The organism is Prevotella sp. P6B4 (assembly GCF_000619985.1).
In the GTDB taxonomy this organism is placed as follows: Bacteria; Bacteroidota; Bacteroidia; order Bacteroidales; family Bacteroidaceae; genus Prevotella.
In genome coordinates this window covers 259331-284412 of sequence record NZ_JHVE01000002.1, presented here as the reverse complement: position 1 = coordinate 284412, position 25082 = coordinate 259331, and the positions used below count along the sequence as shown (strand labels likewise).

Annotated in this window: 17 protein-coding genes and 2 rRNA genes; 15 read left to right on the top strand and 4 right to left on the bottom strand. The window is 46.2% G+C overall.

Features of this window, described 5'->3' with window-relative positions:
* The 5 genes from T491_RS0102355 to T491_RS0102335 form a co-directional block, all read left to right on the top strand.
* Positions 1-99 (top strand): 23S ribosomal RNA (locus tag T491_RS0102355); the annotation flags it as partial.
* Between the two features lie 83 nt (positions 100-182).
* Positions 183-295: ribosomal RNA gene (gene rrf / locus T491_RS0102350) — 5S ribosomal RNA — on the top strand.
* Positions 296-389: 94 nt separating this feature from the next.
* Complete coding sequence (locus tag T491_RS0102345) at positions 390-908, top strand: hypothetical protein (protein WP_036915099.1); 519 nt, start codon at positions 390-392, stop codon at positions 906-908.
* A gap of 6 nt (positions 909-914) precedes the next feature.
* On the top strand, positions 915-1478 hold the full coding sequence (locus T491_RS0102340) for a cob(I)yrinic acid a,c-diamide adenosyltransferase (protein WP_028902444.1): 564 nt from the start codon (positions 915-917) through the stop codon (positions 1476-1478).
* A 62-nt stretch (positions 1479-1540) separates the two neighbouring features.
* On the top strand, positions 1541-1762 hold the full coding sequence (locus tag T491_RS0102335) for a DUF2795 domain-containing protein (RefSeq protein WP_028902443.1): 222 nt from the start codon (positions 1541-1543) through the stop codon (positions 1760-1762).
* Between the two features lie 29 nt (positions 1763-1791).
* Here T491_RS0102335 and T491_RS0102330 read toward each other — a convergent pair whose 3' ends face one another.
* From T491_RS0102330 to T491_RS0102320, 3 genes are all read right to left on the bottom strand, one after another.
* Positions 1792-3915: a DUF2779 domain-containing protein gene (locus tag T491_RS0102330; protein ID WP_036915098.1), complete on the bottom strand. Its 2124-nt coding sequence runs from the start codon at positions 3913-3915 to the stop codon at positions 1792-1794.
* Positions 3888-4634, bottom strand: a complete 747-nt coding sequence (locus T491_RS17815) for a helix-turn-helix transcriptional regulator (protein ID WP_197018777.1) — start codon at positions 4632-4634, stop codon at positions 3888-3890. The genes T491_RS0102330 and T491_RS17815 overlap by 28 nt, the downstream gene beginning before the upstream one ends.
* Positions 4635-4702: 68 nt before the next feature.
* A complete protein-coding gene (locus tag T491_RS0102320; protein ID WP_155949996.1) occupies positions 4703-5065 on the bottom strand; it encodes a hypothetical protein in 363 nt (120 codons plus the stop codon).
* Positions 5066-5814: 749 nt separating this feature from the next.
* Here T491_RS0102320 and T491_RS0102315 point away from each other — a divergent pair.
* From T491_RS0102315 to T491_RS0102310, 3 genes are all read left to right on the top strand, one after another.
* Entirely contained in the window at positions 5815-7422 is a 1608-nt protein-coding gene (locus tag T491_RS0102315; protein WP_028902440.1) for a hypothetical protein, read from the top strand.
* Entirely contained in the window at positions 7419-7619 is a 201-nt protein-coding gene (locus tag T491_RS17575) for a hypothetical protein (RefSeq protein WP_155949994.1), read from the top strand. Before T491_RS0102315 ends, T491_RS17575 begins: the two co-directional genes overlap by 4 nt.
* A gap of 149 nt (positions 7620-7768) precedes the next feature.
* The gene (locus tag T491_RS0102310; RefSeq protein WP_028902439.1) at positions 7769-8155 is read left to right on the top strand and encodes a hypothetical protein; all 387 of its coding nucleotides are present in this window, start codon (positions 7769-7771) and stop codon (positions 8153-8155) included.
* Between the two features lie 26 nt (positions 8156-8181).
* On the opposite strand, the gene T491_RS16880 is transcribed toward T491_RS0102310, so the two are convergent.
* The gene (locus T491_RS16880) at positions 8182-9945 is read right to left on the bottom strand and encodes an ATP-binding protein (RefSeq protein WP_197018776.1); all 1764 of its coding nucleotides are present in this window, start codon (positions 9943-9945) and stop codon (positions 8182-8184) included.
* Positions 9946-10494: 549 nt separating this feature from the next.
* Here T491_RS16880 and T491_RS0102295 point away from each other — a divergent pair.
* The 7 genes from T491_RS0102295 to T491_RS0102265 all read left to right on the top strand — a co-directional run bounded on the left by T491_RS0102295 (position 10495) and on the right by T491_RS0102265 (position 25082).
* Positions 10495-11718, top strand: coding sequence for a hypothetical protein (locus tag T491_RS0102295; protein WP_028902437.1), 1224 nt, complete (start codon positions 10495-10497; stop codon positions 11716-11718).
* A complete protein-coding gene (locus T491_RS0102290) occupies positions 11715-14723 on the top strand; it encodes a hypothetical protein (RefSeq protein ID WP_155949993.1) in 3009 nt (1002 codons plus the stop codon). Before T491_RS0102295 ends, T491_RS0102290 begins: the two co-directional genes overlap by 4 nt.
* Positions 14723-15790, top strand: a complete 1068-nt coding sequence (locus T491_RS0102285; protein WP_028902435.1) for a PrsW family glutamic-type intramembrane protease — start codon at positions 14723-14725, stop codon at positions 15788-15790. Before T491_RS0102290 ends, T491_RS0102285 begins: the two co-directional genes overlap by 1 nt.
* Positions 15791-16095: 305 nt before the next feature.
* On the top strand, positions 16096-17787 hold the full coding sequence (locus T491_RS0102280) for a glycoside hydrolase family 76 protein (RefSeq protein WP_081773199.1): 1692 nt from the start codon (positions 16096-16098) through the stop codon (positions 17785-17787).
* A 21-nt stretch (positions 17788-17808) separates the two neighbouring features.
* Positions 17809-19827: a hypothetical protein gene (locus T491_RS0102275; RefSeq protein ID WP_028902433.1), complete on the top strand. Its 2019-nt coding sequence runs from the start codon at positions 17809-17811 to the stop codon at positions 19825-19827.
* 262 nt (positions 19828-20089) lie between these two features.
* The gene (locus T491_RS0102270) at positions 20090-23149 is read left to right on the top strand and encodes a TonB-dependent receptor (protein ID WP_036915149.1); all 3060 of its coding nucleotides are present in this window, start codon (positions 20090-20092) and stop codon (positions 23147-23149) included.
* 16 nt (positions 23150-23165) lie between these two features.
* Positions 23166-25082 (top strand): RagB/SusD family nutrient uptake outer membrane protein, encoded by a 1917-nt coding sequence (locus T491_RS0102265; RefSeq protein ID WP_028902431.1) that lies wholly within the window; start codon positions 23166-23168, stop codon positions 25080-25082.

Genomic DNA, 25082 nt, shown 5'->3' with positions numbered 1-25082 from the left:
CATTGAGGGTCGTCATAGACGATGACGTTGATAGGGTGCAGGTGTAAAGACGGTGACGTCAAAGCCGAGCACTACTAATTGCCCGAGCTCTTTCGCTTCATGCTGATATTATCAGATGTAATCTAGTATCTGAAACAAACTTCTACGGAGGTTTCTTGTGTCGACAATGTCAATAACCTATATCAGGTGGTTATTGCAGTGGGGTCCCACCTCTTCCCATTCCGAACAGAGAAGTTAAGCCCACCTGCGCCGATGGTACTGCAATGCAATGCGGGAGAGTAGGAAGCCGCCGTCTTTTTATAACGAAGTAGGAATCACTTTCGAGTGGTTCCTATTTTTTTTGTTTTTTTTATTTGGTATTTTACTCGATTTGCACTATCTTTGCACTAATGAATCAAGTGAAAGGCTGTTTGGTTTGGTTTGGGCGTATTCATCGGTGCCGAGGGTTTGGTATCCAGTCGCCTACCGATTACTCGTTTGTTCGCTATGTGATAAACGAGCATTGGCCTTATTATGCCTATAAGCAACTGGTGGGCGATGATTGGCTTACCAGTAAACTGGGGCGCCTGTATTTCCGTCTGGCCAATTGGCGTCGGCCTTCTACGATGATGCCCGACTGTTACCAGCGTTATTGGCAGGCTGGTTGTCATCAAACGGTATTCGTACCTAATATTAATAAGGTAGAACTAGCCAGAATTACGATTGAGGACCAAGATGGATGGGAGGCTTTGCTATCTAAATGCAATCAGGATTCCGTGGTGGTTGTTGAAGGTATCTGGCGTGATTGGGTGCGCTGGCATGAGATAGAGTCAGATACAAGAACATCGGTAACCTTTGATCTCTATTACTGCGGTATTGTTTTCTTTGATAAAACAAGATATAAGCAAAACTATAAAATTAACTTCTAACTGTTTATGAGAATAACTAAAGTCTATACCCGAGGTGGCGATATGGGTAAAACATCGCTTGTAGGCGGTCAGCGTGTTTCAAAGGCCAGCGCACGGCTTGAGGCTTATGGAACCGTGGATGAACTGAGTAGTCATTTAGGTTTGTTGGCTTCAATGCTATCCGATGGTGAAGATAAGGAGATGATTATCCGCATCCAGAACTGTTTGTTTAATGTATGTACTAACTTAGCAACCGATCAGGAGCAGACCCCCCTATCCACCTCTGCACATCTTCCTGACGGAGAGATTGAAATGGTTGAGCAAAAGATAGACGATATCATGAAGTTGCTGCCCGAGAAACAGGGATTTGTTTTGCCTGGAGGGACACAGAAGGCAGCTCAGGCTCATGTGTGTCGTACGGTGTGTCGTCGAGCCGAACGTCGTATCGTTGCGCTGTCAGAAGTAGCAAAAATCAGCCCCGAAATATTGCAATATGTGAACAGATTGAGTGATTATCTCTTCGTTTTGGCAAAAAAAATAAATTTTAACGCAAATCAGAGTGAAATAGTATGGCAAAATGTTGGTAGATAGGAAATAATTGATTACTTTTGCGACCAAAATTAAAAGAATCAGTTAAACTAACAACTTGAATTATGTATTGGACACTTGAATTAGCTTCAAAATTAGAAGATGCGCCTTGGCCAGCAACCAAGGATGAGCTTATAGATTACGCTATCCGTTCTGGAGCTCCACTCGAAGTGTTGGAGAACCTGCAGGAGATTGAGGATGAAGGTGAGATGTACGAAAGCATCGAAGACATCTGGCCCGATTATCCTACCAAGGAAGATTTCCTGTTCAACGAGGATGAGTATTAAAGAAAAAATGAGGTTTGAATTTTCAAGCCTCATTTCTTCTTTGTAACCATATCGTGAAAGTACTCCCAGATGAATACCATAGACATCGTGTCGAGCTCGCAATAGCGCAGCAGGGCTTGTCGAAGGGCATCGTTCATGCCTTGGCCCTCGCAGAACATCAGCTTGTTGTAAGCTGTCAGGGCGGCACCACCGTTGGCCACTTCGAAGTCTGTATCATTGGTGGATAGCTGTTCCATTTGGTTCATATCTTCTTCACTCATGCCAATCAGTTCACCTACAGAAGGCAACTGGTGGTAAGGACTGTCTACGTGACCGTCGGCTTCTAGCTTAATCCATGCCAAAGGTTCCGTCTCTTTGATGTTGCAGCTTGGGATGATGGAGCCATAGATAGGCTGGCAGTACTTCTGTTTCAGATAGTCGCTACTGTTCAATACGGCTGGCAGAACCTGCTTGATGCTGTTGCTGCCATGCATCTCGTCCAACTGGTAGAAGTAGCGCTTGACCACCTGCAACAGATCCACCATGTCGCGTTCGCCCTGATACACCAGATTGTGGTTCTTGTCCTTTTCGTGGGTGATGCTACGGATGAAGGCAATCAACTCGTCCTTGTCTGGTTCGTCGCTATCGGCCAACTGACCAGCGATAGCACGCAGGATGCTGTTCTCGTGGGTGGCGTAACGGAAGATGGTGCCGTCGTCGTCCTTCAGCTGATGATACAGTTCGCGAACAAACTCGAAGTTGGGGAACTTCGACACGACTTCGTTCAGATACTGACCAGCATGTTTGATATTCCCATTTTGATCGATGGTGTGGTGCGAGAACTGAAAGGCCACCTGCTCGTAGGGCTTCATGCCATTGTAATAAGGTAGGGCTACGGCTGTGGTCTCGAAGTCAATCATGTGGAGTGGGTACTTCCACGTTGCCATTTCTGCGCGCAGACCGTCTACATCCAGATAGACGTTGCCATTCAGATGCTCTTTGAATCGGCTTAGGATGCCTTCGTTCTTCGTCTCCAAACCTATCTGCAGCCATTTGCGCTGGTAATCATCCAAGCCTGGCGCATCAGGTGTCTTCTCGTTATAGGGCTTCAGTTCCGTTTCGGTCAACTGGTCCATGAAGTATTTCCCCTCGCTCACCCATTTTCCACGATTGGTGCTCAGGCTACTGCCGTTCAGGGTGGCGATGAGCGGACGATGATCATAATCGTCTTCTGTTACCTGTGTCAGCCAACATTCACGCTTGCCATCCTTCTTGTCACTATCGGCTATACAATGGAACTCGCATTTCAAACACTTGCCAGCCAGTTCTATTGGTGCAGAACAACGATGGCCATTACAATAGAAATCGGCTGCCCAATGGATAAACGGCACAAAGCGCATCCCCATGCAGGTAGGATTCTTATCTGTTGTCTGCTCAGTGGTTTCGCCAGCAATGATGGTATCGCAGAGTTCATCCACATCGAAAGGTGTTACCACCTGCACCTTACTTTGGGCTATCCGTTGGCGAGCATCGGGCGCCATTACGGCCTCAGCACGACCTTGCTGGTTCTTCTCTATCTTGAACAGTTGGTTCAGACCATCGATATCTGCACGCTTGCTCTTGTCGGCCATCATCAGGAAAGCCTTGACGCTGTAGTCCTCGTTGGGATACAACTCTTTCAGGGCCTTGCACACCACATATTTCTGGAAAGCTACATCATAGACGTAGGGACGAATGCCGCTGGCTACGGCTCCCTTGGGCCTAGAACTGATAAAATTATCCGTTTCAGGATTCCACGACTTAGCCTTCACCTCTATCAGTTCGATACGGTTACCATCTTTCTTCAGGATATCCACACGCACAAACAGATTGCCGAAGCAGAAGGCCGCCTCAGCGATATTCACCTGGTCGCTTTGCATCAGTTCCTGTGTACGTTGCAGCGATTCCTCGTGCCCCATGATGTCCTCCATGTCACAGTCGTCTGGCACATCGCAATAGATCTTTGCCAGTTCACCCACCTGGAAACCGCCTTCAGCCAACGACTCCAAGAACTCGTCGTTGGCATTGGCGTTCTCATACTCGTCAGGCCGTCCGTAGTAATACAGCTTATGCGGACAGCTCAGCGCAATCTTAAACGCTGATTTGGTCAATAATCGAGAGCTGGTAGCAACCATGATGAGGGCCTTTTAACTTTATGAATACGTTCAGTCAGATTACCTATGTGGTATTTGATATCATTATCGCCAAGGCAGTACCAGTCGTCTTCGTCTTCATCGCTTGGTGCGTCGTAATTGATATGATTGCGGTATGTTCCATCTACATCGTCTGCTATCAGCTCAGTCAGCACCTCTTCCGTCGCATACACGATGGGGCCGGCTAATAGCGGATGGTTCTGCGCTAACCAAGGGAAGAAGTTCTCGTCGAGCGCCTCGTCGTTCATATCTCTTAATGGACCGTTTTCAAGAGCATTGCCATAGACATATACGAGTATCGGGAACAATTCTTCTGGCAACATGTCGAGGGTCACATCGTATTTCACACCATTGATGATCAGACTGACATCAAGCGCATCGATTTCCTGATAGCCCTCGTTGATATCCTCATCAACAAAAAACTCCTTCTCGTCGTCTTGCAGCGTGAATGTCAGCATATCCGTTGTGGGGTCTGCAGGTTTGCGACACCCTTCTTTCTCCATCTCATTGGCGTAAAGGGCAAAGAAGTTGGTTTTCAGTGCACGACTAATTCGCCTCAACAACACCGTATCCATCTCTCTGCGTCGTAGGATGTTATATACATTGGTTCTTGATTTGAAGATGCGCCTGCCCAACTCTCCATGGCTTACGCCCTGGCGCTTCATCTCTTCTTCAATGAGTTTTCCAATATTGATTTCCATAAGCGTTGTTGTTTTTAATTATTATTGTTGCAAAAGTAATCAATAAATACCAATCTGCCAAATTATTATCAAGAAAAAGGTATAGGTTTGACTATTGCTTCAATGGTGTTGATGACTTTGGTAAGTTTGTCAACATCGTCAGGATTGTATTTGCGGTCTTGTTCCAGAATGGCTTTCAGTCCTGTCAATGCATCGACAGGTTCCTCAAATGCCATCTTGTGCAAGTGTTCAGGTACTCTCTGGGGGGAATCTGGCATTGAAGCCTCGAGCAGATGATACAGGAACTTGTAGTATAGCATCATTCCCCAGTTGCCGCTTTCAACAGCAACACTGTGCTGATTGCGTACCTGTATCAAAGGAAGGTTACGAAACAAAAGGTCACTGATTTTTCTCTGTCTGTTGTCTTTTGTTGTAGAAAATTGATGTGCCATAATCTTAATTGTTTTTAAAGGGTTCAACTTAAATTTTCCGCTGCAAAGATACGACATTTTTAAATACCCTCCAATCAAAAAGTGTCAATGTTTTGAACAAGTATCGTCTACGTCACTTTAGGGTTGTTCCAACGTCATCTTACGCTGTTTCCGACGTCATCTACGACCCGTTCCGATGATAGTTTAGGGGGGTAAAGTATCATCGAAACAAGTGCAAAGTGCCATCGGAACGGGTGGAAGGAACGTCAGGAACGAGCTAAAAGTGACGTCAGTTGTGACATCGGTTACGGTTACAACTGTAACCATGTAACCTTTTTGTTGTTCAAGCACTAACCGTAAATGCGTAAAGCATTGTGTATTAGCTTGTTATAGTATTTTGGCTTATCTTTCATATCCTCTGCGGTTACATGGTTACACTTGTAACCGTAACCATTTTTGGGCCGACTTAATGCACGCAGCGATTCGTATCGGTTCTAACAAGGATGCGCATTAGTCCTTACAAGGGAAAAAACTAAGTGCAACAGGGAGAAACACGCCTTCTTACCATCGCTCGCCTATACCCAAACGTTCATGCGCCTATTCCCAAACCGTCGCGTGCCTATACCCGTTTTGAATCGTATTTCAAGGTATAGGCTCTCTAATTGGGAGCCCCATTGCTGTACGACGACGGAAAATTACATCAAATCTTTGGCTGTTCAACAAAAAGTTTGTATATTTGCGGTCGTATTACTATTTAACGATATTGCACTATGACGCAACTAACGGAATCGGAGCATAAGGCACAGATGGAAGATATGGCTCAGTTCGACGAACAGATGCCTTGCGTAGGAATCTTCTGGTACGATACGGAAGAGCACAACTTCTTTGGTGTCTGCAAACAAGAGCTGACGCCCAAGATGGTAGAGGATGCAGCCGAAAACGGTCTCCCCTTCATCAACTATCCCAAACTGCATCGTCAGATATGGGCCAAGGAATACTTCCGTGCACAGGCGACGCATGAGGAAACGAAATTCAAGGGTGACTATACGCAGATTCCTCGTGGCCGTGTGGCTTGGAACATCGATAAGTTCATCGTGCTCGTAGGCCATTGGGCCGATCCCATCCAGGACGAACTGACAGAACTGTTAGTGCAGGAGTTCTCGCTGCCCTACTTCGAGTTCGTTTATGACGAGCACTTAATTGAAGAACACCTAATTATGGAAGATAATGAATATTACCTAAAAAAGGAATTTATATCTTATTTAAAGAATGACAGAGAAGACAAATTAAGCCGACCAGATCAAAAAGCAGGCTATATTGTTTCGATAAGGAGAAATGTATTGGAGAAAATAGGTTGCGAAATACTTATTAATGACATTGAAAAAGCTTTTCAATATAAACGAAGCTATAATAAAGTTTTTGATGGATTAGGTGCTATCTATTCCTTTTTAAAAAAGCTGGTATGGATTAAGAATAATATGCAAAATAATGAAAAGATTACTACTTTTTTAAAAAAATATCAATTGAATGAAAATTCGATAAACAATTGGCCTTCGGTTATTGGTGACTATAAAATCTTTTTAGCCAATTATAGTGGTATAAAACCTAAGACCACAGAAAAATATAGGTATAATGTCACACTAACGGGTTGGAACGACGCTATTAAGAATCTCAAAGAGGAAGGAGATAAAATACTTTCAATAAAAGGTACCGATAGTTTGTTGTCAAAGTTTAAAGACGAAAAATCATTTATTAAGGAAGTGTTAAGTAATTCTTACTTTTTTTCGCCAAAACTAGCAATGTCAAGATTCAAAAAAATTGCAGAGGCTTTTAAAAAAGGTGAAGAATTATATGCTCGTAAAAGTACAGACGATAAGATACAAAAAAATAATTATTTTCTTTTTACGAGTGAAATTAACAATAGTACAAGCACAAAACAAATGCCCATTATTGTAGATAAAGACGGCAATACAAAGGTAAAGGAATTAATAAAAGATGAAACAGGGTATACGGTTAGTGCAGGATATGATTGCAATTTCCAGTATTGCATAATATCTCATATTTGGGGAGATGCTTTTGATCCCCGAAATTTTACAAATTATTGGAATCTTGCCATAGTTCCTGCATGGGCTAATTTCCTGTTAGACAAACAAGGCTCTCAAGACGACTTCACAAGAAAGTTCATCAACACCTTTAAAGCAATATGCATAGCTCATTACAATATGAAAAACATGAAATGGGCGGATATTGATAAGTCCTTTAATAATTTGCAACCTGATGGTCAGATAGAGACAGGTAGTTACACCATAAATGTGATAATGGGAAGAGGGAAAAAACAAGATTACGGCAAAATAGAGCAAACAACGATAACAATATGAAACTCCTCCTCGCAGCCCTCTCGCTCCTGCTGTCAATAGCCCTGATATGTAGCCCATTATACTTGGTCTATATTGGCTTCGTGGGTCCGAATGTCAGCTTTGGGGTGAGGGTGTTGCTCGTGGTGATAGGGCTGGTGCTTTGCCGATTGGTGAAGCCCATCTCTATCATCACGGGCAAGGATTGGAAGATATTTTAGAATCCAATCCTACGTATTTTCTTTTCCAATCGCTCTTGAGCATAATGGGTGATGTTGTCAAATATATAGACACTTAATCCTTTGCCTATAAAATAATAGTATGTACCTTTGCAGCCGATAATAGAAACGTTTAACTTAAAAACATTGGTATGATGGCAACAATTCTTATTGGTATCGAAATTAATCAGCAGTTAACCGATCTCGATTTTCAAATAGATCTGGCAGATGATGTTATTGAACAGATTGAGCGTAAGTACAAAAAGGCCCTCGAAGAATCTGGAATGGATGATGACGATTTTGGTCCAACTTATTATGAGCAACTGAAAAAAGAAGATAAGGAGTTAGCTGATAAAATTGAAGATGCTGCATGGGATACTTTATATTATTTATGGGAACAAGATTACATGGGTGATGATTCTCGTATTCAAGCCATGAGAATAGTGGATGAACAAGACGAAGAAGGAAACTGGTATCAGGATTTTGCTATCGGTAATAAATTTGATTTTGACCTTACTGATTTTCCAAGAATTGTATAAGAAGGTTTGTAAGGATTGGAATCTTTTTAGAATCCAATCCTACGTGCCTTCTTATCTAATCGCTCCTGGTCACAATGGGTGATGAGGGATTGCAGGTTGTCGGCTTCTGTGCCATGAAGGATGCTGTCGATGGCGTGGTGACGGGCGATGTTTTCTATTTGACCTCCGCTGAAGTCGTAACGGGCGGCTAATTGGCTGGCGGCATCCACAGAGAGCGAAGGAATCATGCTCTGCCAGATGTGCTGGCGGGCCTCGACGGAGGGCTTGTTGAACTTGATCTTATACAGAAAGCGGCGCTCGAAGGCCTTATCCATGTTCTGCTCCAGATTGGTGGTGGCGATGAGGATGCCATCAAGGGTCTCCATCTCCTGCAGGATGATGTTCTGGATGCTGTTCTCCATTTTATCCACACCCCGCTCAGCCATCTCCTGACGACGGTTGATGATGGCATCGGCCTCGTTGAACAGCAGGATAGGTGTGCGCTTACAGTCCTTTACCTTCTGACGATAGTCGTCAAACAGCGCCTTGATATTCTTCTCAGAATCGCCCACCCACTTGCTTTTAATCTCGCTGACGTTTACCTGCATGATATCACGACCGGTCTGACGAGCCAGCTGCAGCACAGTCTCTGTCTTACCTGTGCCTGGCGAGCCATAAAACAGACAGGTGAACCCACAGCGGAAGCCCTTGTCCTGCAAGCGCTGACGAATCTGCTGATAATGTTCCTCGTTCAGGAGTGAGGCCAGCTCTTCAACCTGATTCTCCACCTTTTCGTCGTAGAAGAGTTGTCGGCAGGTGATATCCTCGTGATGAGTCAATCCCTTGCGCAACACTTCCTCATCGTTGTTCTTGATGTTAAACTCGTTGAAGAGTGTCCGCTTGGCCTGCATCGTCAGGCTATAGGCCTCGCGATTGCCAAAGCCTCCGTCATGGGAAAACTCAATGAGCCCTTTTTCCTGCAGAGGATGCTTGTTGCCAGCCAACTGTTGACGGATGCACGACCATTGCTGACGATTGTTTATCAGCAGAAACATTTGGCGGTTTGAGATGTAATATTCGTTTTCATTGATTAGCTGGTCAGCAAAATACATCAGTAGCATCTGACTCACCTCGTCAAGGTTGTAGGTCTTCAGTTGCTTCACAAGGTGTAGATGGGGATTGCTGGAAAGAAGCGTGTTGAGGCGTCGCATCAAGGCTTCTGTTGACAGCTCATGCTCATCGTACTGGTCGAAAATTGTATTCACCTCGTTCATCAGATCTTCACTCGAAAGGTCTGTTAGTTTGGCTTCTTCGAGAGGTTCGTTTCTGTTGATGGCTTCCAGAACCTCGTAGGGCACACGATATGTGGGACGTCTGCCACTGCGATTGCATATCACATAGCCTCGCTCCTCAAGGGTATCGATATGTTTGAGGTAGGGCAACAGCTGGAGCGACGTACATCGGAGATGCTCTATAAAGTCCGTCATGTCGATGTGTAAATCAGCATAGTGGCCTACCAACAGCGCCAGCATCAATACGGCAGGTTCTTCGAGTTCCAGTCGCTTGCCAAGATATTCAAAAGGCTTCTCCAGATAGTAGAAGATACTATTGTCCAGGTTAGAGTTCCTTGTTTCCTGAATAATGGCTTCAATGGCTTTGAGTAGGGTGGGTTCCTCATTGCCAAAGGAGAACTGGTCTTCCAGTTCCTCGTCATCTTCGTTTGTAGCCGTCAGTTTTTCTACTAGTTCAGTTTCGCCAACCTTCTCAAAGGCTTCAATAATACTGGGGTGAATGTCGAATTTCTTATCCATAAGCATCCTTTCTTTAATTTAACATCTTTGTTTTCGGATGCAAAGGTAATGGAAAAGATTTAGATGGAATCGAAAAAAGTGTCAATCATTTAGACAGTGCTCGAAACTCTCTATTGACCAGACATTTGCCGCATTTCAGTGACCACTCGGCGATGATAGGAGAGGCTTGCCAAAGCTAGAAATTACTGGCACAATAATGGCACAGAGTAGCGTAATTCGCTGATACTTAGTATGTACTTTAATTTTCAACGAGGATGAGTATTGATCATTTAATTCGGCTAAGAAACCGCGTAACGAACTTAAAAAAGCAGCATGGAAAAATCGTTAAGATTTTCCATGCTGCTTTTTCGGTTATTTAAGTTCAAATATGGACTTGCGACAGGAATCAGGGAGGGGGAATTGGTCATGAAAATGTACATATATAGCAACAAATATGCAAAAAAATACAAAAAAGTTTGGATGAAAACAAAATATGTTGTATGTTTGCAAAATCAATGTTATAAGAATGACATTTAGCGTCAGAGAAAAATAACTGTAATAATTAGGCCTATGAAAAAGAAAAGTATTATTATCTTGTGTTCGGTTGTAGCGGTATGCGCCATTGGGTTGATTACCTCTCACTTTGTTGATTGGTCTGTAAATCATGACGAGGCAGATGGCAACATCGGCAAGGCTGCCCGATTCTCTCGTGAGCAAGTTTCCGAGAAACTTTCTAATATGGAAGAACTCCTTCAGACCGACTCAGCTTTCAAGGATGGTATTGTGGCAGCCCAGGTGGTGATGCAGACACGTGCCGCCCAGTTCGGCACGCTGGCTGACATGTCAAATGAGGCAGCCGGCAACATCCCTGCATTTGCCGAGGTGCTCAAGGAGATGAATGCCAACCGTGAGTTGGTGAACAACGTTGCCAATTCACTGGCAGAGTCAGCCGCTAACCTGAATGCCGCCCTTGATGGTGAGGAGTGCCCCGACTTGGCCCAGTCAACCATCAACGCCTCACTGGCATACACCACGCTGCAGAAGCAGAACAATTTGGCCACCCGTTTCATCGAGACCACCGACAAGTATTTAGAGACTGCTCAGGGCGATGACAAACTGAAGCTTGTCCGCGACCAATGGTTGGAGTACCAGCAGATGACTGCTGCCCTCGAGGGTGACAAGGCAAGTGCTGAGGCATTGGCCAAGAAGGGCAACCTGCTTAGTGCTGAAAAGGCTCTTGCAGCCGTGGAAAATCTTGATCTTAATGCTAAGATTGTCGTGCTGCAAAGCTGCGAGCTGGCCCAGAACATGAATGTTGAAACCAAACTGAGTAATGCTATTCCTCAGCAGACACTCGAGAGAATATGCTCAGTATTCCGTAATGCTGCAGAAGTTACTGTTAAGAGCGTAAACGACGGCCTGGCCCTGAATAATCAGGAGGTTGAGAAGATCTTCAGCAACGCCCTCGATGAGGCCATGAAGAACGCTTCAACTGAAGTTGTTGCCAGCATGCAGAAGTTCGGCTTAAACAATGTCCAGAAAATGGCTAATGCCCGGATAGTGGCTAATGCCCAAACATTGGCTAATGCCCAGATTATGAAGATTGGTAGTGCCAGCAATGTGATGTCTGCTTTCAACGCCGCATTAAATAATGCTGGAAAAATTCAAAACCTGAATCAGAACCAGAACTTCAGCCTCAACCAAACGATTGGCAACGTCATCAGTCAGACAGCAGCTGCAAGTAACAGTGAAAAGCTGAACGGCAAAAAGAAGAAAAGAAAAATTGATTCATGATATCGACGACGTACATGCGTAACAGGATTGCTGTTGTTCTGCTGTCATTGATTCCCTGCATATCCTGGGGGCAGACTCAGACTTATTTCCAATATAAGACGGACGAAGCCACGCTGGTGTTCTTCGACAAGAACCTCTCACGTTACATCCCTCACATGATACGCATGTACCAGAACGGCAAAGCACTTCATCAGCAGATATGGACCAGTGATTCCATCTATCAGCCAGAAGCGCCCTTGCTGTTATTGACAGACTGGGAAGACGACGGTAACGGCGGAGCAACGCCGTTACCGCGTTCTCTTATACAGATCGGCATGGCTCCGTTGAACATGTCGTATTACATCAACCCGTCGAGTGAACGATACCGTCAGCTGTTCAAGCACGAATATACGCACATCGTCATGACAGACAAGTACAATCGTCGCGACCTCAACTGGCGCCGCTTCTTCGGAACGAAGGTGGGCACCGACAACTCTCAACCCATCTCTGCCCTATGGAGCTACCTGAGCGTACCCCGTTGGTATGCGCCCCGTTGGTATCACGAGGGTATCGCCTGTTTCATGGAGACCTGGCTCGGCGGTGGCGTCGGACGTGCCTTAGGCGGCTACGACGAGATGTACTTCCGCAGTATCATCGACGGGGGCGACAAACTCTACTCTGTGGTGGGGCTGGAAACGGAAGGTTCCACGATGGATTTTCAGGTGGGCGCCAACGCCTATCTCTATGGCACCCGCTTCGTGAACTACCTCACCAAGACCTACGGCTACGAGAAGATGATCCAATTCTATAACAGAACGGCCGACAGTCGCACCTTTTTCGGAAAGCAGTTTAAGAAAGTCTATGGACAATCCCTCAGAAAAGTATGGAACGACTGGAAGGAGGACGAGAAGAAACATCAGGAAGAGAACCTTGCCGCCATCCGCCAATATCCTATCACAGAGACCAAGCCGCTAACCCAAGAGCCGCTGGGATCTGTGTCACCATTCGTCTATGACCCTGCTACCCAAAAGGCATACGCCGCCATGAATGCACCTGGCGACTTTGCACACATGACGGAGATCGACCTGCAGACAGGCGAGCAGAAGCGGCTGAACGACATCTACGGCATCCAGCTCTATGACCCTGCTTACGTAGCCCTCGACTGCAAAGGACAGCGACTCATCTATACATCGAACAACGCGAGGATGCGTGGCTTGGAGATCTATGACATCCAGCAGGAGAAGGTGGTGAAGAAAAAGAAGTTCCAGCGCATCAACAGTATTGTTTATGACAATACCCACGACTGCCTTTACGGCCTTTTCTCCAATGGCGGTACACAGTCGATTGTGCGCATGGACCGCGACTTAGAGAATCCTGAAGTGATCTATGCCTTCCCGTTTGGTGTCAGCGTGTTCGACACGGATATCAGTCACGACGGCAAATGGCTGTCGCTCACCAGTCAGGGCGACAACGGCGAGCACACGCTTCTGCTGTTTAATACCGAAGAACTGGCTAACGCCATCTTCAAGCCCGTGAAACTGATTACCTGGAAAGACAGCAACTTAGGACAGTTCCGCTTCTCACTCGACGACAAGTACCTGATTGGTAGCTCCTACTATACGGGTGTCTCCAACCTCTGGCAGATCAACTTAGAGACACGCGAGATGGAGATGCTTTCCAATACCGACATCGGCCTTTTTGCCCCATTGGAGATTACGCCCGGTCAGCTGTTGGCGCTCCAGTTCAAGCGCGACGGACTGCAACCCGTCCTGCTTTCCCGTGAGGTGGTGAAGGATGCCAATGCCGTGAAACTCTACGGTCAACTGGCATACGAGAACAATAGGGAGGCGATGGAACAGGTGGGTCTGCTCAGAGACTCACTGCCCAGGAAGAGCTTCGGCGATGTCTATAACAACATCACGTCCTACAATGTCTTTAAAGAGATGAAGTTCGCTGGGGCCTATCCTATCATCAGCGGTTTTACCGATTCCAAGGCGTGGAATCACATGACCCCCGTGTTGGGCTATCGCTTTAACGTGAACGACCCCGTAGGACTGAGCAGCATGAAACTGTCAGTCGGTCTCTCCCCTTGGAGTAACAACGCCTGGAAGAACAGATTCCATGTTGACTTCGACTGGAAATACTATTTCTGGAACCTCAAGGCAGCCTGGAACCATACAGACTTTTACGACCTCTTCGGTCCGATGCGAAAAAGCCGTAAGGGCTATGTGGTGCAACTGGCCTACGACTATTCCAACTCGCTGATTTCGCCGTACGACAAATCATGGGGCTTCTCGGTGGCTGCCTACGGCGACATGGATGCACTGCCCTTGTATCAGGAGATTGAGGTGCAGGATGTCAGGTCGATGCAGACGGCATCGGTTTACGGGAAGTGGTCAAAGACCCGCACCACATTGGGCGGCGTGATGAAAGAACAGGGCTACGAGCTGGGCATTGAAGGCTATGGCTATCTGGCTGACGGACGAGTCTATCCCTCTGTAGAGGCTACAGGTAACTTCGGCACACTGGTGCCCTTTGACAGAAACACCTCGTTCTGGCTCCGTACGGCAGCAGGTCATAACTTTGGCGACGAAGAGTCGGTGTTTGGCAATACCTATTTCGGTGGTTTCCGCAATAACTATGTTGATAATAGGAACGCCTTCCAATATCGTACATCCTTGGCGATGCCTGGTGCCGCCATCGATGCTATCTCAGCACACTCCTATGCCAAGGCAACGGCAGAGCTCAACCTGCGCCCGCTCCGCCTCAATAACTTCGGTGCCTTGTTCTGCTATCCGACGTGGATCCAGTGTTCATTCTTCGGGACGGGGCTCTCCGCATGGAATCCGAACTCATCACACAAGATGTATTACAGCACAGGTATCCAACTGACTACTGAACTGGTGTTCCTGAATTATCTCAAGACGACGTTATCCATCGGCTACGGGCATCTGTTTGCACCATCGGGATTCGATGGTGGAAGGCATGGTAATAATGAATTCATGATTTCACTCAAATTGTTGTAATGTTATTTGTTGCTGCCATCCTCCCGGTTGTCATCTACATCTTTATAGTCTATAAGATTGACAATTTCTCACTCATCAGCGTAAAGAATCTCTTCATGCAGGTGCTGTGCGGGATGGTGGCAGCATTGGTCTGTTTCGGCCTGTTCCAATTGACAGGGTCGATTCTCTCTGAGAACCAGTCTGAATTCTTCAATCCTGTTTGGGAAGAGATCGTCAAGGCCCTCCCACTCCTTTGGTTAGCCACCCGAAAGAAGATAGTATTCTTCATCGACAGTGTCATCTGCGGTGCTGCCGTAGGCGGTGGGTTCTCCATCCTTGAGAACCTGTTCTATCTCCTGTTGGGCAATGAAATGGGCATCGGCACCGTACTGTTCCGAGGCTTGGAGGTGGCATTGATTCACATGGGTTGCAGTGCTATCATTGCTGCCGGACTTATGCTGGCAGTTCGTATCATTGAACGTTCCCATTCTCGATTAAGCATCAAAAAGAGCGATATAGGAATGTCTATATTTCTGTTATTGGAAGCACCTGTGCTGCACGTGTTCCACAATACATTCCTTCTCAATCCCTTCTTACAGTTCATTTTCGTATTCGGCACCATGGGCGGTCTTCTGGTGTGGACTTATTACTACGATGTAGATATGATCCACCGTTGGATTGACAAAGGTCTCGACAAACAGCTCGCTTTGCTTGACTCCATCAAGAGCGGCCAGTTGGACAACACTCAAACAGGCATCTTCTTAGAGTCTATTAAAGAGAAATTTTCTCCTGAGGACTTTTTCGATATTATCTGTTATGTGCAATTGCATGTTGAGTTGTCGGTAGCAGCTAAGAGCAGGGTAATGATTAGGGAATCAGGTCTGGTGAAAGATCTTCCTTTGACGAAGGAAAACAAGGCATTAATTCTTTCTCAATACGAAGAATATAAACTTCTTGAGCAGAGGTTAGGTAAGGCTGCTAGAATGACCGTCGCCCCTATTGTGAAATATTATCCTGCTGATTTCAAAGCCCTCGAAGACCTTCGGACAGAATGCCAAATGTCATCAGATTATCCCGAACTGGGATAATCTCTCAACGAGTGCTCTCTGAGTGGCATCTGACCTTTATTTGCGCTGCAAAGTCAGGAATAAGTGGACATAGATGGGCGAAAAATGTGTCAATCTTACTGAAATTATTGTTTTATAACGTTTGAATTGTATAATACAAACGAGGATTCAACAAGAGTATAAGTGCTTGATTATCAGTGCTTACTGAAATGTATAAGTGTTAGGGGGCTTATACATTTTATATGTATTATAAGTGTGCGGAAGAAATACCCTAACTTTGCACCTGCATTCAGCTAATAAACAAAACAATTTATGACTAAAGATAAATGAAACGGATTTTATGCTTTTTTATGGCGGCTATGTCAGCCATCAACATGCAGGCTGCAATAGAGCCTGGAAAAACGTATCGCATTGTGTCAGCTAATAGAGAGGGTGCATCACTTTTCGTGAAGAATGCCTCCTTGGTCGACAAAGCAGAAGTGGTGATATGGACAAATACGGATGTGCCAGCCCAGCAGTGGACTGTATTGGATGCTGGTAATGGTGAGATGTTGTTTCGTAATGTCTATACAGGCAAGTATCTGGATGCCAGTAATATGTCGTTAACACAGCGTACAGAACCTTGCTCTTGGATGTTGGTGCCTATTGATGAGGCACAGAAGACCTATCAGCTGAAATTGCAGAAGAAATATCTGCGTGTGTTGACTACTACTGATGGCGCACAGCCCCTGACAGGAACTACTGCTCAGGGATGGCGCTTTGAGGAAGTCGAGCCTCAGAATACTTTCGATGTAGCGGCTCGACGCCGAATGATTGATGGATTTCTGGAGCAGTATGTGCAGTTTAAGGGGCAGAACTATCGCACCTTCATGAATGGAGGCTGGGGCGAGGCAGAGACGATGGAAGCTATACTGGACTGTTACGAAGCTACTAAGGAAGCGGAACTGCTGACACTGTATGAACAGTGTTACCGCTATATGCGCTATCATGTGGGAGCGAGCTGGAACGGTGGTACTGTGGTGAGTGGTTACGATTGGTTCGGCTATGATTTTAACGACGATGTGATGTGGCTCATCATTGCTGCTATCCGTGGCTACCAGAATACGGGCAAACAGATGTATCTCGACGATGCAAAACGAAATTTCGACCTGATTTACAGGCGTGCTTACTTAGGTTATGTAGGCATGTTGCGTTGGGCAGAGAACTCTGGCGACCGTAATGGCTCTAACTCTTGTATCAATGGTCCTGCAGAGGTGGCTGCTTGTTATATTGCAGCGGCTTCGGGTGATGAGAGTTATTATGAAAAAGCGCGTGAGTTGTATGAGAACCAGCGACAGTATCTGTTTAATACTGTCACAGGTCATGTTGATGATAGTGTGGTGTTCAATCCTGATAATAGTAAGGTGGTAAGCCGCAATACCTGGGCTTCGACCTACAACCAAGGTACGATGCTGGGGGCTGCAGTTCTGTTGTATCGCCATTATCAGGATAGTCGCTATAAACAGGATGCCGATCGTATTCTGGCTTTTGCAAAGCGTGAGTTATGTAATGAGTTTGGGGTGGTTCATGTATGTCAGAACGCTGATGGTGATTTCCAGGGTTTTAAAGGAATCCTGATGCGCTATGCAGGACTCTACGCCCGTGAGTTTCAGGATAAGGATACTCAGAAATGGCTTATTGGCAATGCATTCCATGCTTATAATAACCTGAACTCCCTCTCGTTTGGTCATTCTGCCTGGCAGACAAAAGCTGCCGAGAACCATCAGTATAATGGAGTAGATTATAGTTCGTCGGCCTGTGCCTTTGGTGCATCTACGGCTCTTTCGGCTGCTTGCGCGGTGCCACTCGACCATTATTATGGCGATGATACGGCGATGCGTGAGTTACCAACTATGGCTGGTAGCAATCAAGTTGGTTGCGATGCGCGATGGTACACGCTACAGGGAACGTCAGTAGAACATCCACAGTCGGGCAGACTTTATATTCATGGTGGGAAGAAACACCTCGTCAGACAATAATAACTAATATTATAGATTCAAATGAAAAGAATAGTTTTCAAACAATCAATCTTAGCAGTCATGTTATTGGCTGCATCGCAGGTTCACGCTTTTGATGCGAACACCTTGAGTTATAAATTATCCTTAAAACAGCCTGGTAACAAAGCTGTTGCATACCAGCTGACAAGAGATGGTAATCGCTTGTCAGCATCTGCTGAACTGCCTGTGACCATTACAGAAATGCAGGTGCCAGAAGGTAAGGATATGCGGCTTGTAGTAACGTTGAAGGCTAAGGAACGTGTATACTTTAACTTGGGTATCAGTGCTTCGACTGATTATCAGACGGATGACTGTGAGTTTTATCTGCCAGGCTTCTGGTATCATAAGAACCTGCGTTCGCCTCGTGAGGCACCTTCATTCCATACTTCGAAGAGTTGGAATTTTCGCGAGGACCGTCTGTCATCGCCTCTTACAGGTGTCTTTGACAGTCGCTCAGGTCGTTCGCTCACTGTACTGCGTCAACTGGAAGATTGTGCAGAAGTACTGACCACTCATCAGGAGGGTGAAATTATCTTAGGTGGACGCACCTCGATAGGCTATCTGGGTTTTGATAATGAGAGTGGACATGCCTCATTGACTTTTGGCTATCCTTGGGTTGAAACCCCAAAACGCTATATCCGCAAGCTTACATTGGTGAATCCTGCTACTACTTTTGCTTGTCTTGAAGCTGGCGAGCAACTGTCGTTAACATGGCTCATCCACGAGCATGAGGCCAAGGACTATGGACAGTTCGTGGCTGACACATGGAGCTATTGTATGGAGCGTATCAATCCGCAGCCTATTGATTCACCCTATTCGTCAGAACAGATGAAGGCGCAGTTGGCTAACTACTTCCGTCAGGCCTATGTGGATAAGTATGCCCTCAAATATCACTCTGGTTCCAATCTGCGTTGCGATGATTGCAAACCTGCCGATCATGTCACTCTGGGGTTCGTTGGCCGTGTCTTATTGAATGCCTTCAATTCATTGGAGTATGGTGAACAGACAGGGGAGAAAGTCTTGGTAGATATGGGGCAGGCCATCTTTGATAGTTGGCTGCAGCATGGAATCACTGCTAAAGGCTATTTTAAGGATGATATGCGCATCAGTCACGGAATTCCTCAGGATCAGGATTTTATTCATAGCATCCGTCAGCAGTCAGAGGCAGTCTATGCCGTGCTACACTATCTGACTTATGAGAAGAAACACGGACGTCAGCATAAGGACTGGGAACAAAAGATGCGTACGCTGCTCAATCAAATGCTACTGTTGCAGAAGGCTGATGGCAGTTTCCCTCGCAAATATCGTGATGATCATAGTGACGTTGATGCCTCGGGCGGTTCAACTCCCAGTGCCACTTCGACATTGGTGATGGGTTATAAGTATTTCGGCGATAAGCGTTATCTGAAGGCTGCTAAGCAGACTGTTGACTATTTGGAGAAGAATATCATCTCGAAGAGCGACTATTTTTCTTCTACCCTGGATGCTAATTGTGAGGATAAGGAAGCCGCTATCAGTGCTGTGACTGCCACCTATTATCTGGCCATGGTCACAAAGAAGCAGGAGCGTCAGCATTATATAGAACTCTGTCGCCAGGCTACCTACTTTGCGCTTTCATGGTATTATACGTGGGATGTGCCTTTTGCTAAAGGACAGATGTTGGGCGATCTCGGTTTCAAAAGTCGTGGGTGGAGTAATGTGTCGGTAGAGAATAACCATATCGATGTGTTCGTGTTTGAGTTGCCGCATATTGTCAAGTGGCTTGCTACCGAGACTGGTGAGAAGCACTTCGCGCAGATGTGTGGTGTTATTGAATCTTCGCTCTGCCAGTTGCTGCCAACTGAAGACCGTTTGTGTGGTATCGCTGTGCCAGGATTCTATCCAGAGGTGGTTCAACATACACATTGGGATTATGGACGGAACGGTAAAGGTTTCTATAACGACATTTTTGCTGCAGGATGGACGGTAGCATCTCTCTGGGAGCTATATTCACCCCAGCGAACGGTTAATTTCCTCAAGTAATAGTCCTATATTTCCGTTATACAACCCTATCAAGAGTAAAACTTATAACTATTTGATAATCAATATGTATTATCTGAAAGAGAGTAGATTGTGGGTTATACAAATCGTATTAATTGATGGATAATGAATATAACGAGCTAATTTTGCACCCGAAATCAATCTCAACTAACAAATAAAACAAAAGATGAACAAACAACTATCCAAATTCTGTCACTCCTGGTTACCTGCCGGTTCTGTGATGCTTTGCAGTCTGACAATGTTGATGGCTGCTCCTTTGTTGCCACAGGCTCCTGTCATGATGGCACAAGGCGTACAGACTAATCAGGTGACTGGTCTCGTTACCGATAAGCAGAAAGAACCGCTTATTGGTGTTACCGTAACATTGGTAGGTACTGAAACCCGTGCCATCACAGATGCTGATGGTATGTTCCGAATCACGGTACCTTCAAAAAACAGCGCTACGCTGGAATTCAATTATATTGGATTTGCCAGTAAGCAAGTCAAGGTGAATGGCTCTCGTCTTATCAATGTGATGTTGGAAGAGGAGACCAATGAGTTTACTGAAGTGGTGGTTACTGGTTATTCCAGTCAGAAGAAAGCATCTATCATCGGTGCTATCGAGACCATCCGCCCCTCTGAATTACAGTTTGGTTCTACGCGCACATTATCTAATAACCTGGCCGGTAAGTTGAGTGGTGTCATCGGTATCCAGCGCTCTGGTGAGCCTGGCTATGACGACTCTAACTTCTGGATTCGTGGTATCTCTACTTTCTCAGGCAGCAACAACCCTCTGATCCTGATTGATGGTGTGGAGCGCGACTTGAACAATGTGGATGTGGCAGAAATCGAATCGTTCTCTATCCTGAAGGATGCTTCGGCTTCAGCCATGTATGGTGTGCGTGGTGCTAATGGTGTGATTGTTATCACCACCAAGCGTGGTAAGATTGGCGCGCCACAGGTGAACTTCCATGTAGAGCATTCTATCAGCGAACCCACAAAGATGCCTAAGTTCATGAACGCGCCAGACTATATGACCTTGCTCAACGGCTTGGCTCAGCAGGATGGCGTGGCTTTGCCTTTCACACAGCTGCAGATCGACCGTACCCGTTCAGGCTACGATCCCGACCTCTATCCTAATGTGAACTGGATCGATGCTATCACAAAGGACTATTCATATGCTACACGTGGTAATCTGGATATCAGTGGTGGTTCTGACTTTTTGCGCTACTCTATTGTCGCTTCTTATTTCAAGGAGTCGGGTATCCTGGAGCAGGATAAAAGTCTGATTTTCGATAACTCAACCAACAACCAGCAGTTTAACCTGCGCACCAACATCGATATGGATGTGACAAAGACAACCATGCTCCGTGTGAACATCGGTGGCTATCTGAACCGTTTCAGGAAGCAGCGTTGTGATACTGATGGCGCTTTTGGTGAGGCTTTCCGCACCCTGCCTTTCGTACATCCTGCACGTTATAGCGATGGTGCTATCCCTGTTATCTCTTATCGTGCCAACCCATGGCGTACAGTAACACAGCAGGGTTACGACTTTATCACCTCAAGTAAGATCCAGACCTTGTTCAGCGTAGAACAGGACCTGAAGATGATCCTGCCAGGACTGAAGGCGAAGGCTTTGTTCAGCTTCGACCGTTGGAACCGTAGCCGTCGTAGCCGTACTGCTAAGCCTGCTACCGTGTTCCCTGCTACAGGTCGTGATGAGGAGGGTAACCTGATCTACTCTCAGCACGAGGCTGGTGACGAGTCATTAGGCAACGAACAGGGTAACGAATATGGTAATACACGCGTATACTTTGAGACCGACCTGATGTATAGCCAGCGTTTTGGTAAGACCGACATCGATGCCATGTTGCTCTACAACCAGCAGGCCTACGATGATGGTAGTATTCAGGATTATCGTAAGCAAGGTATTGCAGGTCGCTTGTCGGCAACCTACGATAACCGTTATGTGGCTGAGTTCAACTTCGGTTATAATGGCTCTGAGAACTTTGCTAAGGGCAAACGTTTCGGTTTCTTCCCCTCATTTGCTATCGGATGGCTGTTGAGCGAGGAGCACTTCATGGAGAAACTGAAGCCCATCTTCCACAAGATTAAGTTCCGTGCCAGCATCGGACAGGCCGGTGATGATAATATCGGTGGTCGTCGTTTTGCTTATCTGGGTACACTGCTCACTAATGAGCAAGGTTACATCTGGGGAACGAATGGTCAGCGCAACTATAACAGAGATGGTGCCAAAGGTATTACAGAGGGTGAGATTGGTGTTGACAACCTGACTTGGGAAACTGTGACTAAGAGCAACCTTGGTATTGAACTTGGTTTGTGGAACATGCTCGACCTGAACTTCGATATCTTTGGTGAGAAACGTAAGAATATCTTCATGCAGCGTAGCATCATACCAACACAGACCGGTTTCGTGAAAGCGCCTTGGGCTAACTTCGGTCAGGTGTCTAACCATGGCTTCGAGGCAACGCTCAACTTCCACAAACAGTGGAATAAGAATCTGTTTACCTCAGCCTATGGTAACTTCACCTATGCCAAGAACCGCGTGGATGAGAAGGATGAGCCCGAGGCTCTGAAGGGCACTCACCGTTCTGCTACAGGTCGCTCTATGAACGAACTCTGGGGCTTGAGAGCTGAGCGTCTGTTCACCTATGATGACTTTAACGCTGATGGTTCCCTGAAGGAGGGTATCCCTTCACAGGAGGGAGTGGGCGCAGCTGTACTCCATCCTGGTGATATCAAATACGTGGATGTGGATGAGGATGGTGTTATCACTGAGGCTGATGAGGGCTTCATTGGTGGTACCGAGGATCCACGTATCGTCTTCGGTTTTGGTGGTGTGATCAGCTACAAGAATGTGGACTTCAACTTCTTCTTCCAGGGAACAGGTGATATGTATCGTGTCATCGGTAACCAGCCTTACTTCCTGCCTGGTGGTGGTACCACAACCGAGGGTAATGCATACAGCTATAACATCAATGACCGCTGGACAGAGGATAATCAGGATGCTTATGCTTTCTGGCCACGCCTCACCTATGGTCCTAATGTGAACAACTACCGTCGCTCTACATGGTGGAAGAAAGATATGAGCTTCCTGCGTTGTAAGACGATTGAGGTGGGCTATACCTTCCCCAAGTCTTGGCTGCAGAATTTCTATGTGAAGAGCTGCCGTGTGTTTGTCAGCGGTAATAACCTGTTCTGTCTGTCGTCATTCAAACTGTGGGATCCTGAGTTGGGTACCAACGATGGTTTGAAATATCCAATGAACCGTTCTGTAATGTTCGGTCTTGACATTAACTTTTAGTTTATAGTTTATCGTTATGAAGAAAAAACTTCTATATATATTCTGCGCCCTTAGCGCAATCAGTGGCTCGTTAGTGTCATGTTCCGATTATCTTGACAAAGAGCCAGATACCGAGCTCACCACCGATATGGTGTTTGAGAACCGTGAAAAGGTCTATTCTTGGTTGGCCTATGTGTATAATGTAATCCATACGCCTGATAAATGGGCACTGACGTCTGACGGTTACGAGGTGTTTGCCGATGACCTCACACCCTCTAAGCGCTGGCAGCAGTGGGACTGGAGTAAGGTCATCCCCAAGATCTTCGGTCAGTGGACGATCAACTCACAGTGGGAGGGTAACTACTGGCAGATGATGCCCCGTTATATCCGTCATGGTTATATCTTCAATAATATGGTAAAGGCTATGCCTGACCACGATCTGCCCCAGCAGGAGGTGGATAACATGAAGAATGAGGTAAAATTCCTCACCGCCTATGGTTGGTGGCAGTTGGCTGAGACTTATGGTGGTATCCCCTTCAAGCCCGATTATATCGCACCAACCGATTTCAACCTCTCTGACCTGATGGTTGGTCAGTCTAAGTTTGATGATGTGGTTGACTATTGCGACAAGCAGATGCTGGAGGCAGCAATGGCATTGCCTGCAGTCTATGATGATCCTTCAAAGTATGGTCGCATCAATCGTATCATGGCACTCACTGTACGTTCACGAATGCTACTCTTCGCTGCCAGTCCGCTGGTTAATGGTAACCCTTGGTATAAGGAGTATGTAAACGATAAGGGCGAGCAGATCTTTAATCCTGAATACGATCCACAGAAGTGGGTACGTGCAGTCGATGCATTGAAACTCTGTATTGATGAGGCTGAGAAAGCCGGTTATGAGCTCTATACGGAGAAAGGTCCTAATGGTGACGTCGACCCCTTCATGAGTACCTATAATGTGCACATCAAACGTTGGAGTGAGGGTAACCACGAGATTACCTTCCCTGTCACCAAGGATAACAACTATAATTTCTTCCTCACGAAGGTGAGCGTGCGTGAGTACGGTGGCGGTAATGGTCTGGGTGTTTATCAGGGGCTTGTTGATGCCTTCTTCACCAAGAACGGTCTGCCTATCACCGATCCTAACTCTGGTTATGTAGAGGAGGGTATGTCAACGGCTGTTGATGACCGTTCGGATGTGACCAGCTGGGAGTTCGGAACTGGAAAACCTGGTGAGGTGACAGCTCGTGGTACTTATAACATGTACTGTAACCGTGAACCACGTTTCTACAATGCCGTTTCCTTCCATGGTGCTTGGCTGGCTGTTGGTAACCGTAAGTACAATTTCTTCTATAATGGTCGTGACAATGTACAGACCTCTTCACCTCATGATGCCCCACAGAATGGTTACCTGGCTCGTAAGAGTTTGAATGTACTCGATAATAATCTGACAGGTGCCATCACCCCACGTCAGGGCTTTACCTATCGTCTGGCTTTCACTTATCTGGACTATGCTGAAGCGGTGAACGAGTGCTATGATAATAGCGCATCGCGCCAGGAGGCGCTGAAATACCTGAACCGTATTCGTGTACGTGCCGGAGTGCGTCAGTATACCACAGATGATGTGACCGAGATGGATGAGAATTACATCCATGTCGATGATACCCAGGATGAGCTGCGTCGTGTGATCCGTGCTGAGCGTCGTGTAGAGCTCTGCTGTGAGAACAACCGCTGGTATGATATCCGTCGTTGGAAGGAGGCTGAGAACCTGCCTGAGATGTGCGGTGACTGCTATGGTATGAACTTCCAGGGCAGCAATGCCAACGAGTTCTTCAAGCGTACGGTCTTCCAGACACGTATCTGGAAGAAGCAGTACTACTGGATGCCAATCTATATCGATGAGTACGAGAAGAACCCCAACCTTCGTGAGGCACCGTTCTGGCTTAATAATTAA